Below are 17,537 nucleotides of genomic sequence, written 5' to 3' on the forward strand. Positions count from 1 at the left end.
TTGTCGCACCGACAAAAATCGATCCCGGTTGACCACGGTCCGGTAACGTCCCCGAGTACCAGAGGTTCGCTCGGACCCCCGCCTGATCGGACAATCACCCCCGCAGGGTGTCGGTAACGGTGACAGTGAGCCCGCCGATGGCCGCCGCAAGCGGAACCGTAAGGAGGGCGACGACGAGGGCGATGCCACCGCCGACGAGGAGATAGAACACGACGAACCCGGTGCCCTGACCGCCGAAGAGCAGCACCCACAGGCCCGAAACGACGAGCAGCGCGGCCGACCGGATCGCCTCGGCCAGCGCGACGAGGCTAACGGTTTCACGGAGCCCGGCCCTCGAGAGGAGCCCACCGGCGATCCCGACACAGACCGCTCCGACGACGGCGGTACGGAAGGCGAACGTCGCTTCAGGTACGGTCACGGCGGCGGCGAACCCCCCGACGAGCCCGACCACCACACAGACTCCGACGTAGCTCCGAGTGGCACCCACTACAGTGTCTGCGCCCATCGTATCACCGAGGCGGACGGTCGGGTGATAACACTCCCGGTGGGTAGTACTCCCGGCGATTCGCCGGAGCGTTCGACCAGACTGCAGCGGGACAGCCTCCGCCCCGACTTCCCGGCGCAACGTCGAGCGGTGCCGAACGGTGGCCGCGGGGGTTGCTCGCTCCCCCGGACACCGATTACGCGAACAGCCGTTCGCGTAGTGTCCGCTTGCGCGGGCGCTCGGCGAGTAGGACGTTCGAGTCGAGCTCGTCGAGCACGGACAGCCGTAGCGACCCGCGGACGACCCGCGACAGCAGGCCCCGCTCGGTCGCCCCGACGAGCACGAGCGTTCGCGACTCCGCGGCCGCGCCGATCGCCGCCTCGACGTCGCCGGTCTCCACGATGAGCTCGGCGTCGGCGAGGTCGTGGTCGGCAGCCCACTCCGACAGGAACGCCTCCCCCTCGTCGACGTCGTCGGCGACGTGGAGGACGGCGATGCGCGCGCCGACGGTCTCGTGGAGCGCCCGCGCCACCTCCGCCGAGAGGTCGGAGGAGTGACCGCCGGCGGTCGGGACGAGCACCTCGCTGGGGTCGAACGCCCCGTCGTCGAGGACGAGCACGTCACAGGGCAGGTCGTGGGTCAACTCGTCGAGCCGCCCCTCGACGCGCCCGCCGGCGAGTCTGGTGCCGCCGTTGCCCATCACCAGGCGGTCGACCTCGTGGTCGCGCGCGAAGTCGAACACCTCCGCGAGGCCCTGGTGGGACAGCACCGTCCGCGTCTCCACCGGCACACCCAGGCGCTCGGCGTCGGCCCGCGCGTCCTCGAGCAGGCCCGCCGACGTGCGGGAGATGCGGTCGCGCTGTTCGGCCGCCGCCTCCAGCGAGGTCTGGTCCGGCACCTGGATCACGTGCGTCGCCAGCAGTCGCCCGCCGTCGTGGTCGGCGAGCGCGGCGCCGAGCGTCACGAGCGCTCGTTCGGTGCGCGGGTTCGACAGCGCGACCATCGTCGTCGGGGTGTCGTCCCGCCCCGAGCCGTCCGGTGCGACCGTCGCGGCCGCGTTCACGACCGATGGCGGGAGGTCGTCGCCACGCTCGAGGACGTACTGGCCCAACAGGCCACGACGGGTCGTCTGCCTGCGGGCGTACACGACGTACCACACCACGGCCACGAGGACGAACACGCCCGACAGGAGCAGCTCCGTCTGCCCGACGAACGCCAGGAGGCCCAGCGACAGGACGAACCCCAGCGCCGGCGTCAGCGGGTACAGCGGGACGCGGAACGCCGGGTCGTACTCGGGGTCGGTCTCGCGGAAGACGACGAGCGCGACGTTCATCAGCGCGTACACGACGAGGTGCAGGACGCTGGCCGCCTTCGCCAACACCTCGATGTCGCGCCCCAACGCCGCGATGAACACGACGATCACCGCCCCGGTGACGAGGATCGAGCGGTAGGGCGTCGCGTACGAGGGGTGGATCTCGTTGAGCCAGTTGGAGACGATCCGGTCGCGACCCATCGCGAAGTTGATCCGCGCGGACGCGAGGATCGACGCGTTCGCGCTCGAGGCGGTCGCCAACAGCGCGCCGAGCGTCACGACCGTGACGGCCAGCCCGGCGAACCCGCCGGGGAACGCGACCTGCGTGGCCTGCGTCAGCGGCGCCGACTGGCTCAGCTCCGGCCAGGGGACGACGCCGAGCATGATGCTCACCAGCACCGCGTAGAGGACGGTGACGATCACGACGCTCCCGACGATCGCGAGCGGCAGGTTCCGCCCGGGGTTCTTCAGCTCCTCGGCGACCGTCGCGATCTTCGCGTAGCCGAGGAACGAGACGAACACGAGCGCCGTCCCGGGGAGGATCGCCCCGTAGCCGAACGGCGCCGCGCCGCCCTCGCCCAGCAACGTCGCGAGGTCGAACGACAGCCACCCCTGCACCGCGAACAGGGTGAGGATGCCCAACAGGAGCGTGACGATCACCGTCTGCACGCCGCCGGTCTCCTTCGCGCCGACGTAGTTGACGCCGACGAACACGGCGCCGGCGACGAGCGCGCCCACCTGCACTTCCGAGAGGAACAGCACCTCCGGCAACGGGACGAGCGTCGCGAGGTACTGGCCGAAGCCGATGCTGTAGAACGCCGACGCGAACGCCAGCCCGATCCAGTCGCCGAGGCCCGCGATCGAGCCGAACAGCGGCCCGAGTGCGCGGTTGACGTAGTAGTAGCCACCGCCGGCCTTCGGCATCGCCGTCCCGAGTTCGGACACCGAGAGGGCGTTGACGAGCGCGATCAGCCCGCCCACGACGAACGACACGACCACCACCGGCCCGGCGGTGCTGGCGGCGACGCCGGGGAGCACGAAGATGCCGGCGCCGACCATCGTCCCGATGCCGATGGTGAGCGCCGACACCAGTCCGAGGTCTTTCGCCAGCTCCTCGTCGCTCATGAGTCGACCTCCCGCCGTCCGGCCGGCGACGGATCGGGCCCCGTCCCGTCGTCGGTCGGCGGCAGCGAGACGATCGGCAGATCCGGGTCGGAGACCAGCCGGGTCGCGGTGTCACCGGTCAACAGCCGCAGGAGTCGGCTCCCGCCGCGGGGGTGGAAGGCGACCGCCGTGGCCCCGACGTCGATCGCCGTCTTGACGATGGTCTCGGCGACGTCCGTCCCGAAGGCGATACGCGTCCCGGTCGGCACCGTCCCGTCGATCCGCGCCGCGGCGACCGCGAGGAACGCCTCCGCGTCCGCGCGCCGCTTCGCCATCGGCGCCTTGTCGACCACGCCGCCGCCCTTCTCGATGACGTGGACGAGCGTGATGCGGTCGACGTGTCGCAGGTGCGGCCCGAGCGCGTCGACCGTCGCGACGGCGTCGTCGGCGTTCGCGACGGGAACCGCGAGGTGGCTGAACGCACGCATCGATCAGCCACCTCCGGGGGACCGGGTCGAGTGACCCGTCACGAGTGAGGCCCCGCCGGTATCGGTAGCACCGCCGTCGTGCCCGTCGCTGCCGGTCCGTCGACGTGCTGTCGTGGTCCGTGGCGGTTCGTCGGCCCGAGTGCTGTCGACCGTCTCGCGGTCCATGCTCAGCCGATGTGCCGAGATGATATAAACACGCGCATTTTCTTTTCGAAACCGAATTTATTGGCCACTCAATTTTTCATTATCGAATCTCCGTCGTGGTCCTCGGACTCGGTTGCGTCCGCGGTGTGGCGCGAGTCACGCGCGGCGGCATCGGCCGACGGGACGCTCCGTCCCCGCCGTGCGGCCGAGCGAGCGGTGACCGCTCCACCGGCGCCGGTCCCCGCACCGCTCTGAGGAACTACTATACGGCGGTGTCGCGTACTCGGTTGCGAAATCGAACCCCAACGCCCCAATGACGTATCCGAACACGGACTACCGGCTCGACGAGATCGATCGGCAGATACTCCACGCGCTGATGGACGACGCCCGGAACACCTCCGCCAGCGCCCTCGCCGAACGGGCCGGCGTCTCGGGGGCGACGATCCGCAACCGTATCCACAAACTCGAGGACGCCGGGATCGTCCGCGGCTACACCGCTCAGGTCGACTTCGAGCTGGCCGACGGCAAACTCACCAACCTCTACCTCTGTGACGTGCCGATCACCGAGCGCGAGGCGCTGGCGCACGAGGCACGCGCCGTCCCCGGCGTGATCAACGTCCGGACGCTGATGACCGGGCGTCGAAACCTCCACGTCCTCGCGGTGGGCGGGACGACCGCCGACCTGCGCCGGATCGCCCGACAACTCACCGACCTCGGCATCCACATCGAAGACGAGGACCTGCTCGAAGAGGAACTGTTCGCGCCGTTCGACCCGTTCGACCCCCACGACGAGCGCGTCCCGGAGCGGAACGCCTTCATCAGTCTCACCGGCGACGCGAGCGTCGTCGAGGTGAGCGTCCACCCGGACGCGCCGATCGCCGGCCGCACGCTCGAGAACGCGGTCGAAGCGGGCGTCCTCGACGCCGAGACGCTCGTGATCGGGATCGAGCGCGGCGACCGCGAGTTGACGCCGCACGGCGACACCGTCGTCCGCGCCGACGACATCGTCACCGTCCTCTCGCGCGGAGCGGACGGTGACGCGTTCGCCGCGTTCGGTGCCCCCGACGCCGACTCCGACACCCTCTGAGGGGATCGACCGACGTGGTGACGGGGGAGTCGCGGCAGAAGCTTCTTACACCCGTCACCGGAGGTGCATCCATGGCAACCGCCGCGTCGCTCTCGGAGCCACAGGTGCTCGCGCACGCCAAGGCCCGGCTGTTCCCGGACGACGAGCCCGAGACGTACGCGGTCTGTGACACCCAGTTCGCGATGGACGAGTGGCTCCCCGGCCGCCCGATCGAACCGGCGGTCCGCGAGCGACTGGCCCCGTTCAACCACGTCCGGCTCGGCTCGGGCTACCCCGACCTCGTCGGCGTCCGCGATCTGGAGGCGGACCTGCTCGCCGTCGAACGGTTCGGCGACCAGCCGCCGCTCGTCGCCGTGGAGGCGAAAGGCTACACCGACGGCGGCGCCGTCGACGCCGAGCGCGGCGTGGTCCAGGCGTACGACCGCCTCGGCGAGGCCAACGCCGCCTACGTCGCCGCCCCGGTCGACGCCGTCTCCCAGTCGGCGCGGACGCTCGCGCGCGAACTCAACGTCGGCGTGCTCGGCGTCGCTGTCGACGGCGAGGCGACGGCGCTGGAGGTGCCCCGTGTGGTCGGAAACCGCACTTCGGACGAGGCGACCGCGATCCGGTTTCAGGCGACCGCACAGGGCGTCGCCGACGCCTCCTTCGGACTGAACCACCCGAAGAACTACCTCGCGGTGCCGCTGGCGGTGTACCACTCGACGGACACGGATACCGTGCTCGCGGATCGGGTCGTCGCGGCGACGACCGCCGCACGGCGGGGTGCGAGCTTCCTCGGCCTGGTCGAGGCGCGGCCCGACCGTCTCCGGCTCACGCCGCTCGGCGAGGAGGTGGTTCGCTTCGCGCTCCATCGGTACGGCACGGTCGACGCCGCGCTCGCGGCGTTCGACGACTGGAAGCGGTCACGCAGGCGCTTTTGCGACCTCGCCCCCGACTGGGGACTGCTCACCCGCCGGGTCGTCTGGGCGTACCCGGCGACGCAGTTGATCGTCGAGGAACTCCAGACGATGGCCGACGACGGCTACCCCGCGCCGACGCTCGTCCAGTTGGTTCGGTGGCTCCACACCACCCACCCCACGTTCACGGTCGAGTTGTTCCTCCGCGGCACCGAGGACGCCCGCGCGCGGACGCTCGACGCCGAGGGCGACCTGCGGACGGCCGAACTGACGGACGGGAGCGTCTACCACTCGCCGACCGTGTTCCAGCTGAAGGCGATGCTGTACCACGCCGGGATCGTCACCGACCGCGGCGCCGAACCGCACCGACTCGACCCGACGACTGACGTGTGGGCGCTGCGCGAGCCGCTGACGGGCGACCGGTGAACCTCCGCAGCCACGGTTTTCTCCACCATCCCGATCCGCGGGGGTGGTGTGGTTCGAGGACGACGTGTCGTTCGATGTCTGGGGAGGCTACTCCTGTTCCTCGACGGGGAGGGCGCACCGATCCGGAAACTCGACCGCGCGGTCCGCGACGGCGCTCCCGTTGTAGCGACGTGTACATGGCCGGCCTCGATGCACAACCTAGGAGGATGGTTTCGATGCGTGCCTTGTTAGGTCACTAATATCTGAACTGACAGAAGTCGATTCGACGATTTCGTCAGACCGATCGCTTATTACTATGCGCTGTTTTAACTAATTTGATATGAAAAGAAGATTCATCCTTGGATCTGCGTGTGCAATCTTGGTGGCTACTAGCGGCTGCCTGGATGTCCTCAGTCGGACCACAGAGGTGCCCGTCGAAATATATAATCGAACCTCATCAAGCAAACAGGTATCAGTTACAGTGATTAATGCGTCCGAACGTGAGGAGTCACCTGATCATCAACTAGAGATGGGCCCAGACACTCGGGAGGAAATCACAGCTATCGTTCGGAGGGGTGGTTCAAGTACAATTATTGTCAGTACAGACAGTGGAGCAGAAACAGAAATTGCGATTAGCCAATCGACGCAGTCAATGCAAATTGAGATATTAGAGTCCGGTGAGATCACGTATGAGGCAGTTTCTTCGTAGAGATCACGACAGAATAATTCTGTGATGATCTAATCTAGATATATATGATCAGAATAGCGGTTGGCGACCTCTGAAATATCGGAGTCTCTGAAGACTCCGTTTACTCATTTTCTTCTACTAGGATGGCTCTGTTGAAATACTCTTGTCGTCTTGCGATTTGCTGAGGTTTTGGTTTGTAGTGGGATCGTAGAATTCGATAGAGAAGCCAGCTCTACGCAATATCAATGCTGAAAGACTTCAACAGAGACAACATTCTCTGTTGAACGCAGTTTTCTGGCGGCTCCCTGTCGATCTGGTCTATAAGAACCAGTAGCGAACGGTGGGGCTCGAAAACTGGCCGAGCTCGTATGAATCCGATTGCATCCGCAGCGCACAGGGCCATCCTCTCAATCGAGTGGTGGTTTTTAGGAATCCAAATGCAAAAGCCGTGTCGACCACAACCTCGGAGGATGGATTTGATGCGTGCCTTCTATTCTCAGTCATGAGATGTGAAATAGGTGAAGTACAGCGGTTTGGGCGTCGTCATACCTGTCCCCGAGGACCGCGTCCTCGTCCACGAGCCGAGTAGCACTGCATTCGACTCGACGATGCAACTGGCCGTCTTCCACCGGGGCTGGACGAGTGGCTGCGAGGCCAACAAGGAGGACGAGTGATGCAGCAGACACTCGTCGGCTGTGCCTTCTATGACGCGCCGTCCGGCACCGAGACTGGCGAGGCGCATACCTGGGAACAGGACGAGCGGATCACTCACCCGACCTGTGTCGACTGCGCCACCCAGACGCGGCCAGATCCCGACGAGCGCGTTCACCGCGCCTGCGATGGCTGTGGAATAGTCGTCGACACGCTCGCGACGCTAACGCGGTACCGCGTTGAACTTGGGCATCTTGAGGGGCCGCTCTAGCTCTGCGACCGCTGCAGCTCCGGTGGCCTAGCCAACCTACTGGATGCGCGCCCTTTGGCGGGGAAGGGGATGGGGTAGATCGATAGCTCTGACTATGGCTTGCACCAATTCAGTACTTCCATTCAACATGTGTTGTAGGTGTGATTTTATTAGGACACTTAATTTAATACTAATCATTACAAAAGAACTATATTCAGTCGGGTGAATTGGATTTCTGGATGTAATATCCAGGAATAGTGGGAATGGTGTATCGAGATAAAACCAGCACAGAAGATCAGATCCAAACCGCATGTCAATACAAGATTCCGACAAGTCGTCGCAGGACTCAAGTAACGTAACTCGCCGTCACCTCATAACAGTCCTTGGAGCAGCGGGGATCGCTACCACAGGAATGTCTGTCGCATCAGCACAGAGTACCGACAAGACAACACAGCTCGTTGAAACCGGATGGAAGTTCGACACCTCGATACCAGCGGATTTCAACGCCAAAGAGAGCCAAGCTGATGTGGACGAAGTACCGTATCACGCAGTAAGTGTTAATGAGAACGAAGTTGTCCTATCACCCTGGGCAACACCGGGGATTGTGGGCACGTTCAAATCGAATGATCGGGTCGTCTTCACCGACGGGTACTACACTGGAGACACTGGCCGACAATCGATTCCTGGAGTAGCCCATGATGGCGCGTTTGCGGCGACTGAACTGAATGTGGACACGCGCCGGTTGACCGTTTTTGATCTCACCGCAACTCCCGATATTACCCCACCAGACGTCAGCTTTGACCAGCTGACGACTGTAATTGATGGGCCGACGGGAGTAACTCGTGTTGGAGTGGGCGAACAGGTGGAGATCTCATACCCACAGCAGCAAGTGGAAGTTGAAGAACGGGTCCCGGCTGTGGACCCTCGAAATGACCGCTCCAATGACGCCCCAATGTTTCAGTCTAGGTCGCTGGCTGCAACACCGACGTTTGTCGTTCAAAACCATGGCAAGCTCGGTATTTCGATTGATAAGGAGTCAGACGTATTGATGAACAAGAACGGAGGTGGATCGCAATGACATTCTACGCTCAAGAAAGTGCCAACAACGGTGATCAGACGGATCGATGGGCGATGAAGGTGAACGTGATGGGGTGCTCGCAGTGTCCTGATTGGGCGCTTGAGGCGGCGTTCGATGGGATCAAGCAAGCTCATAACGACATCTACGCATCAACGAACGTTCCTGGGACGCGGGTCATCTCATATACTACCGATTTCACCGCGAATTCTTGTGACGAGGGTGAGGAGCGATCCGACGCGAACAATTGGCTGGACGCGAATGGATTCGGCGGGAAAGAACTGTATCTATTTGTGAGCAATTGTGGCATGGCCCGAACGTACGGCCATGCGTGGCAGGGGCGGTGTGTTGGATTTGTGGGTGCGGGCGATGGCTACTACGATGACCCCGGGGAGATGTCTGTAATGGCGATTCACGAGTCGCTCCACGCGTTCATTTATGAGTTATGTCAGCTTGTCCAAGATGAGGCCGGGTCGTCGGTGCAGACAGATCACAAGCTTGGCCACGTGCTCAGTGTGAACGGCACCGATAAGGCGACCCCCATTGTAGCCTCCTACGCCAAAGACCCGAGCAACGATTTCGCAGAATCAGGGAACTGCGACAGTTACAGCGACATCTCATGGGGTGATTGGACTCGTTATATGTCGTTGTGCACGCTCGATTCGATTGACCATACGCTGGATCACTTCCAATAAGCAACCTCAAGACACACTGTTTGAATGGGCTAGTCCTCGAACAAGATATTTATGTATCGATGGTAGTTTGATACCTATGATTAGGAGACGCAAATATATCCATGGATTGTGGATTACTGTGCTTGGGGGGTGTGTAGGCATTGGCGGTGGGAGCGAGCAGCCCGATAGCCCAGGACCGGGCGCGAAGGCCCCCTGGGCCGAACAAGAGAGTCCCGCAGATATCATCATTTCGAACACTCGCTCAGAATCTGTCACGGTGACGCTCAGCATTGATGGAGATGAGCGATCGTTTCCGATAGGAGAAAATGATGACTGGGTGTCCGGGGACGTGTTCTTAACTGGCGAAGATGGGACAGTGACCGTTACAACCCCTGATGGACTGACTGCGTCAGTTGACTGGGTCCCCGAAGACGAGTCAACAAATCGCGTGTGCGTGTTTAATGTCGACCCGGACCGCATCCGAACAGACATGTTCGTGAAGTAAGCAAGGGCAGCACTCGGCCCTGCGGTGTACAGATTAGTTTTCCTGATTTGATGTGTCAGTTACTCAGCTGGTGCTACGAGAAGAAGCGTGCCCGCTCCGCAACGACATCTCGAACCTCTCTGAACGCTCGATTGCGAGTCTCAGCATCAGTTGCACTGAGCCAGTTGAGGCACGCCACTGTCTCCTCGTAGTTTGCTTTCTCGAGAAGGGCAGTCAGACGGTCGGACGTTGATCGCTGATCCGGTTCACTCATCGACGTGATTGGGTGTGTGAACGATTTTCATGACCTGTCGTTTCAATCTGGTAGTTCCGCACTGTCCTGTGAACCCCTTACTGAGCATCTGTGTCGACGATCAAGAGGATACAGACGAGATCGCGGCCACTTCCATCTCGCCGGTGCAATCAAGAATCAATGTCGGAGACCTTGGATCCGCTCTCGGATCGCGCCTGCCGGATGACTCACGCCTACAAGACTGGAATCGAACTCAGGGAAACACTAGGAGATGGAGTGTGTCTCCGGGCGGCTGTGAGCGAGGTAACCATCTACATGGAGCATCTCAAGGACGGCTACCCGGAGTGGCACCCAGCACCCGATTCGTTCCGAGGAATGCTCCGGCTGTTCATCTATCGGGAGCTGACGGGCGACAGCTACCGGACCCTCGAAACGTACCAGGAACTCGCTGAACCGTTCGGGCTAGACCACGTTCCCGACGAGGCCGTACTCTCTCGCACTTGGCGGAATCGATTCGACGATGGGGTTCGCGAGTACGTGACCGTCGCCGCTCATTTCGTTGTCAAGGAGATCCATGACCACGGCCCCACAGTCCCCGCTGTTCGTCTGAAGGAGGAGGTCGTTGACTCGAAACCGGAGTCACCTGAAGACAATGAGCAGGACGAGTCTACGGGCGACAAATTCTCGGACGAGCAGATCCGCCGGACGACACGCCTCGCACGGGATCACGGTTTCGACGGATTCGACTCTGGCCGAGCGCAGAACGCCTCCTACGAGGACACCCGGTTCTTCGAGTTACAGACCTTCATGGGGATGGTTCGGTGCGGCACCGCGCAAGGAGCCGCTCGCTTCCAGTATCGGCGCGGCGAGGACTACGGCCCGCATGGCGACACCCACCTCCGCGTAGTCAAACAGTTCGATCCCGAAGAGCTCGTTGAGGGGTTTAATGAGACGACAGACCGCTTGCTCTCGGTCATCGCTTCTGAGGCATCGTTCCGTCGTCCAGTCACCGCTGCGATCGACATCACCACCATTCCCTACTACGGGGATGTCGAGGAGATGCCGATGGTCAGCGGCACGAAGGACAGCGAGGGGCGAGCGTTCAAGTTTGCGACGCTCTCGATTATTGGGCAGAATATTCCGCTCGTCCTAGCCGTCGAGCCAGTGCGAGAGAGCTCCGCGTGGGACGAAAACTCGCCGAATCAAATTCACCGCACCGTGCGGCGACTGGTTCGACGCGCGAAGGAATACGTGCCTATCGAGACGGTCCTGTGTGATCGGGAGTTCGACTCGATGCGAGTGTTTCAGACGCTCTCGAATCTCGATGTGAACTACCTCATTCCAAAGCGCATCGCCAGTACCGAACGCGAGGTGATCGAACAGATAGACGAGGACGACCAGGAGGTGGCTGTTGAGCCGGCCTCCGTCCACGTTGAGGCGGGATCTCACCCAATGCGATTCCTGTACGTGCCATCGACGAGCGGCGAGGCAACGACCGTCTTCGCGACGAATCTCCGAGTCAGGCCGGATGAAGCCGAGACGTTCTGTCGGCGCTACAGTCGGCGCTGGCAAATCGAAAACGAGTACAAGAGCATCAAGCACGATTTCCTGGCGAAAACATCCTCAAAAGACTACCGCGTTCGCTTGTTCTACTTCGTGTTCGCCGTGCTCTTGTACAATATCTGGCGGCTCACCGACTTCCTGCTCAAAGCTGGTGTCGACGGAGAGATGGACTACGCACCGATCTTGACTGCCGGCGAGTGTGTGGAACTGATCGCCTCGGCGCTGATTCCACCTGACTAACCGGCTACGCTCTCGCCGGGTTAGCTGTTCGAGAGTGGCGACGCTATTCAGTAGCGTCAAAACTCACGCAATTTCTCACGCTCGCCCGGTATTCCGACCACAGGGACTCAACATTGATGCTTGATTGGAGAGAATCACCGCGAATTGATGGCAATTCAACCCGAAACTGGCCTATCCTCCGAAACTGTGGTGTCGACGGGAACTCAAATATTGGTATCGCGGTATACGATATACAAGTCCGGATAATAGTCGCTCTCTACGGAATCCGGGGGTATTGGGGCTGCTGCGGCCGGATTGACTGTCAGCAAGGGCCACTTGGGCTTAACTCAGTAAGCCGAAGTGGAAATCGGTACCATCTCGCTGTCGGGTCAGGAGCGAGACTATTAGCGGCGCATCTGGGGCTTCAATATTAGATTCGCGCTTTGATCGTCCTTGAACGATGGTATAGGCCTCATTTAGTCACGAATAGCTCAAGAATCAACTACACTGCAATTCCGGTTGTATCATAGGACTTGGGCTAACACTTAGATGGCTCATCAGCCACTTGCTGCGGTCCTATAGTGACCATAAGACAAGCGAGGCACATACTCTATGAGGTTGGTATCTCGATCGGGTCCTCAGTAGTCTGTACGTCGATGTCAAGCCGGGGAAAAATATAAATGTGGCCAATTTTAATCGTTACATAATTGAATGTTTACTATTAGAATTCACCCGACACAGACCGGGGAATTGTTCGTCACGCCGATGAACAAGTATGAGTCCGAGAGGAATTGAACGCCAGTAAGACAACGAGATCCAACACTAAAATTTGAACTATGGAAGATGAGATACCAAAGTCACGACAGGCCGCAGCTGAACACCTAAACGAATTTAGAGAGCGCGAATCAGGAGTCAGCTTCGATCGGATGAAGCAGGAGTTAGCTGACCAACCACAGTTGAAGCAAGACTTCGAGGTTCTTTTAGAACAGACAGAGCGGAGCCGGGCCCAAACGGTTGAACGGAATGAATATGTTTCGAGAGTTGTTCAAGAACTGCTCCAGAACGCCCACGATGTTGACGGGTGTGGTGCTGTCGTTTTCACACTCACTCCTGACAAGCTAGTCGTTGAGAATGACGGCCAGTTGATGACTAAATCGAACGTGGACCGATTGTGTTCGTTTTCGCGGACGACGAAGGAAGATAGTGAATCGATCGGCCAGTTCGGAACTGGATTTAAATCCGTATTCAGCGTCACTGAGGAACCGAGAATCGATTCCGGATACTATCACTTCAGTTTTAACCGGAAGGAACCCACTGTACCCCGAATCGATTCTGAGCGGACCGCAACTGAAGAGACCATTATCACTCTACCCTTCAGAACGAGCACGGGCGGCGCCCCTCGAGAGTCGATCAAGACACAGCTACTTCAAGATCTTTCGGAGTATCTGAAATATCTATGGGATTTGGAAATTGTTCAGGTGAATTTAGTTGACAATCAGGGGCAGACAGAGCAAATTGAATATCACCGCCGGAGTGACGGCCGACGACAGTGTGTTGTGAAGCTACGTGGTGGCGAGTGTGTAGAAACAGACTGCCGGAAAGACTTCACGAGTTCTGTGACCACTACTGACGATGAAGAGAGAGATCTCACTCTTTCGGTCGCTGTTGACTCTGCGGGTGCGCCACTCGAGACCTCGCGGATGTCTCGACTCTACACGTACTTTCCGACGCAGGATACCATTCCAGTTCCGTTCGACTTACACGGAGAGTTTGAACTGCCCGATGACAGACAGCACGTATTGCCAGATAATGATAAGAACTATCGACTAGTTAATGCCGTTACCACTTGTCTCGGCAAGGCGCGAGATCACTTCTTTGAGGAGCGATCCAAGCCAGCAGAGTTTCTCTTCTTGCTTCCTCACGTGGACACGCCAAGCATCACATTGACACCAGATGAACGAAAGAGTATCTCCGACCAAGTTAAGAGTGACACGTACAGCGTTTTCCAAGAGAGTGACTGTCTCGAGTGTACCGATGGTGAGTTTCGTGAGCCAGCAAGCGTGTTCGCCCTTGACCGTGGGTTCCAGGATCTCTTTTGTGACGCGGACTATGAACTGCTATTCGATGAGAGTCGGCATAAGCTCGCAGATGACTATCCGGAATCTGTCAGCTCTCGAGTTCGGAATATCCCCGATCTCCACAACGTTGGGATCGTCGAGTTGCTCACCGCCTGTCAAGAGAGAGACTTTTTCAGCGAACAGTCGATGGAATGGGTTGTCGACTTCTGTGCGACTGCGATAGCGTATCGAGAGGCACAGAGTGGAACAACGAATGAGTTCGATACAGCCCTCGCTGCACTACCAGTGTTGTGGCTGTCAGACTCGAATTTACTCTCTCCAAATGAGGTCGCTGAGGACACGGTTTACTTCCCGCTTACAGAGTCGTGGGCCCTGCCTGGAACTGAGGATGTCCTCAGTGAACTCAACGTCCTTAATCGAACGTTCTGTGAACATATGAACACAGTTGGTGAAGACAGAGAGATAAACCCGAGAAAGCTCTTTACTACTGTTTTCAATGTGAAAGAGCTGAGGCCGAAAACGCTGATTAAGCGTTTACTCCCTAATCTCAAAAAACGCCACTCGTCTTCTAAGAGCAGGCATCGTCGTGAAGTTCGGTTCCTCTATGAGTACTACCGTCGGAACAACGGTCTAGCGATACAGAAGGAGGATCTGGGAAAAATATGCCTCCAAACACAAACGGGAAAGTACAAACCGGCGAATTACTTATTGCTCACCGATAAATACCGAGAGGACCACACCTACCGCCTTGATCCGATCGCTGATGCGCTCTCAGGTGTCGACCAGGTCTCTCACACGTATGCTCAACTTACATCCGATGAGGATGCTAGTTCGTGGGGGGCATTCTTCAGCAAACTAGGGGTGCAAGAACGCATTCCTTTGAGTGAACAGAATCAGGGCTACAGGACTCGAGCGGATCTTAATGAGGCCATTACTGACACAAAAAGTACGTTGAACTGGGAGATGCCTACACATCTTCAAGTAGAGGCTATTGAAACTCATCTTCCTCGGGATGAAACAGTGAGGAAGAACGGCTATAACGGATTGAAAAATGAGTTCTCGTGGATGAAGAAAGGTGGCCAAGGTCAAGGATGCAAATATGGCCTTGTCGACGCCAAGATAGCTCAATGTACTCACAATGATCTCCAGGCGGCACTAACTCACGTAGATAGTGTTCAGGTATGTGAACATTTTCTCAAGATGTTAGATTTCCATTGGGACGACTACTACTCTGAGTTTGCTTTTATCAAGGCTGCATGGGCGGTTGATAAGAACCCACAAGACGTCGAATTGAATCAAACAACAACTCCCACTTCGTTTTTCAGAACACTTCAGACCGTAGCGTGGCTTCCATGTGAGGATAAGTCTCACCGCTGTCCGGATGAGGTATATGTCCAAACTTCAGAGACCGAGCACGCGGATGTACCGATTTTGACCGAACAGATACCAGAGGGACTTCGTGATTGCCTCGGGGTGCAGACTGAGATCGGCCCGGAGCGATCGGTTAACGTACTGAAGGATATAGTCTCGTCTTGGAAAGCCGGAGAAATCAAAAAAATTAACAAGTTTTGCGACCGGCTAGAATATGTCAAGAAACATCTTAATGCGCTATCTGAAGAAGAAGCCGAGGGGGTGCTAAGACAGCTCCGGACGCTCGATTACCCCATACCGAACGAACCAGAGAAGGTACTTCCGATCGAGATGCTCGTCTGGCAAGGGACCGACTTCGATGGCCACTTACTCGCGGTTCAAGCAGCCTACGGGGCTCAGTTTGAGGAGCTCATGGTTGAAAAGTTGGGAGTGCCAGAATCCGCGACTATATCTCAAGCAGCCGACAGCTACAATGAAATCGTTGAAGCTGCTAATGGCGGGGAGAAATCTATGAGACGGGTTGAAACTGGATTTTTGAATCTCATAAATGTCTGTCTCGAGCATGAACCTGTCGATTCGCAAGAAAATCTACGAAAGATGATCAACGGAGTTCCGACGCTAGACGGGTCAATCAGACCAGCAAAACAAGTATCCTACTACTGTACGGACAAGCTGGCAGTACGGCAGTCCCCTAAGAAAATTAAACAGCGGACCCTCGCTGTGTCTCCGCTCGATTTAGAGGATGCTACTATCACAGACGTCAGAAATTGTTACCAGAAGTATTTCGGGCTCACAGTACTCTCCGCGGCGTGGACCAAGTCGGTGCATGACTACAAGCCCGCACAGAGTACAGCAGAACTGTCCGACTACTACGCTGAGATACTTGATCTGGTGTACTCAGTGCTTGGTGAAAATATTGGATTCAATACACCACCGATAAAGAAGTTACAGCAGCTTGCGGAACGAACGCCACAGTGGGCAGAAACACTCCTATGTAAGCACCAACTCGATCGAAAAACTATCTCGGAGGTGGTAAAGTCGGACTGCGTAATTGAGACCGATGACGATCTTGAACCGATAGTAACACTCACCACGGATGCGAAATCGTTTGACTCGATGGTGACGGAACTTATGAGGTGGCTCTCTATCGGTGTTAACACCCACTCAGAAGTGGTTGATGTAGTTGAAGGCGCCTTCGGGAAGCCGGAGCCACTCAGCGAACAGTATCTCAGGAAACGAGGCTACAATCTTCAGTCGGTCCTTGAGGGGGGTTCTGCTAAACCTAAGAACGATAGCGTAAATCAGCCAAGCCCGGACTCCATAAACGATGACGAAGCACAGCCGAGCCATAGCGATTCAAAAAAGAATCTCTTAGAACCTTCTGAAGAAGCAAACGCGAGAAATAGACAGAATGAGAATATCAACGACAGTGCGGGATATCACGCAGGACCTGTGGCTGATACTGATCTAGACGAGGGGGCAGACCCTGTAGAATGGGAACTACTCCGAGACGATGAGGAAACACAGATACCTAGCTCTAAGGCAGACGAGTTGGCAGAGGATGATGAAATAACCAACTTTGAATTTCCAGAGGATCGTCTGGCCATGAACTCAGAGCCTGAGTCCGATCAGAACGCGGATGATGGAATAGAGGACTTATCGGATTCCGATATTGGTGTGAATTTTGGCCGTGAGACGTCTCAGGCACCGAAGACAAATGCTCCGCAGGGTGATGTGACTGACAGCGACAAGGTGGGAGAGGTCGCAGAAGCATACACCGTCTGGAAGCTCAGTCGAGTCGTGAAGTCTTATCTTGACTCGCATGGAAAAAACACTCAAGTCGAAACCCTCTCCACGGATCGGAAAAAGGAAAAAATCATTCTCCGTGGCACTATCAGGGATGTGGAACAGCAGGTCGAGATAACAAATGTAGGTACGGAGCGTCTCGGCTACGATATTCACATTTCGGGCGCTGTGCTGGGTACCGCAGGGATAAGTCTGTCAAAGCTTGATCCAGCCGAAGAATCAACCCTAGAGGTCAAAGGGACCAAGTCTACTGATGGAAGGCGATTCACACTGACGAAGCGTGAGTACGACTATGCTGAGAATGCTGGTGATAAACACTATTTCGTTCGTCTCCACAGCGTCGACCCAGAGACAACAGGGGAGCCCAGTGCTTCAAGTGCTGTTGTCGATTGTCTGTGGCAGGGGCTTAGTTCACTCAAGCAGAGCGGGAGTATCACTTCCTCAACTTACGAAGTCAAGTACTGACCGCCTGAGTTCATCTATCGGTAATTCCGAAACGTTGGTA

General features: G+C 58.2%; 10 protein-coding genes and 2 pseudogenes. 9 read left to right on the forward strand and 3 right to left on the reverse strand.

From position 1 onward, the window contains the following. Positions 1-94 precede the first annotated feature (94 nt). The 3 genes from P0R35_RS15425 to P0R35_RS15435 all read right to left on the reverse strand — a co-directional run bounded on the left by P0R35_RS15425 (position 95) and on the right by P0R35_RS15435 (position 3,388). Positions 95-505 (reverse strand): hypothetical protein, encoded by a 411-nt coding sequence (locus P0R35_RS15425; RefSeq protein ID WP_284014848.1) that lies wholly within the window; start codon positions 503-505, stop codon positions 95-97. 175 nt (positions 506-680) lie between these two features. Further along, on the reverse strand, positions 681-2,921 hold the full coding sequence (locus P0R35_RS15430) for an amino acid permease (protein ID WP_284014849.1): 2,241 nt from the start codon (positions 2,919-2,921) through the stop codon (positions 681-683). After that, positions 2,918-3,388: a universal stress protein gene (locus tag P0R35_RS15435; RefSeq protein ID WP_284014850.1), complete on the reverse strand. Its 471-nt coding sequence runs from the start codon at positions 3,386-3,388 to the stop codon at positions 2,918-2,920. The genes P0R35_RS15430 and P0R35_RS15435 overlap by 4 nt, the downstream gene beginning before the upstream one ends. Before the next feature lie 457 nt (positions 3,389-3,845). Here P0R35_RS15435 and P0R35_RS15440 point away from each other — a divergent pair, with 457 nt between their 5' ends. The 9 genes and pseudogenes from P0R35_RS15440 to P0R35_RS15480 all read left to right on the forward strand — a co-directional run bounded on the left by P0R35_RS15440 (position 3,846) and on the right by P0R35_RS15480 (position 17,497). Then, positions 3,846-4,619: an Lrp/AsnC family transcriptional regulator gene (locus P0R35_RS15440; protein ID WP_284014851.1), complete on the forward strand. Its 774-nt coding sequence runs from the start codon at positions 3,846-3,848 to the stop codon at positions 4,617-4,619. A gap of 71 nt (positions 4,620-4,690) precedes the next feature. After that, positions 4,691-5,941 (forward strand): hypothetical protein, encoded by a 1,251-nt coding sequence (locus P0R35_RS15445; protein ID WP_284014852.1) that lies wholly within the window; start codon positions 4,691-4,693, stop codon positions 5,939-5,941. Positions 5,942-7,147: 1,206 nt separating this feature from the next. Then, positions 7,148-7,282: pseudogene (locus P0R35_RS15450) on the forward strand (DUF8069 family protein); the annotation flags it as partial. Next, a pseudogene (locus tag P0R35_RS15455) lies at positions 7,282-7,527 on the forward strand (DUF7558 family protein); the annotation flags it as partial. The pseudogenes P0R35_RS15450 and P0R35_RS15455, both read left to right, overlap by 1 nt. A gap of 292 nt (positions 7,528-7,819) precedes the next feature. Beyond that, complete coding sequence (locus P0R35_RS15460; protein ID WP_284014853.1) at positions 7,820-8,587, forward strand: hypothetical protein; 768 nt, start codon at positions 7,820-7,822, stop codon at positions 8,585-8,587. Next, positions 8,584-9,279, forward strand: a complete 696-nt coding sequence (locus P0R35_RS15465) for a hypothetical protein (RefSeq protein ID WP_284014854.1) — start codon at positions 8,584-8,586, stop codon at positions 9,277-9,279. Before P0R35_RS15460 ends, P0R35_RS15465 begins: the two co-directional genes overlap by 4 nt. A 76-nt stretch (positions 9,280-9,355) precedes the next feature. Further along, positions 9,356-9,763 carry a hypothetical protein gene (locus P0R35_RS15470; RefSeq protein ID WP_284014855.1) on the forward strand — a complete coding sequence of 136 codons (408 nt, stop codon included), beginning with the start codon at positions 9,356-9,358 and terminating at the stop codon, positions 9,761-9,763. Between the two features lie 412 nt (positions 9,764-10,175). Continuing rightward, a complete protein-coding gene (locus tag P0R35_RS15475) occupies positions 10,176-11,798 on the forward strand; it encodes a transposase (protein ID WP_432765064.1) in 1,623 nt (540 codons plus the stop codon). Between the two features lie 815 nt (positions 11,799-12,613). Next, positions 12,614-17,497 (forward strand): sacsin N-terminal ATP-binding-like domain-containing protein, encoded by a 4,884-nt coding sequence (locus P0R35_RS15480; protein WP_284014856.1) that lies wholly within the window; start codon positions 12,614-12,616, stop codon positions 17,495-17,497. Positions 17,498-17,537: the final 40 nt, after the last annotated feature.

The organism is Halobaculum litoreum (assembly GCF_030127125.1).
Taxonomy (GTDB): Archaea; Halobacteriota; Halobacteria; order Halobacteriales; family Haloferacaceae; genus Halobaculum; species Halobaculum litoreum.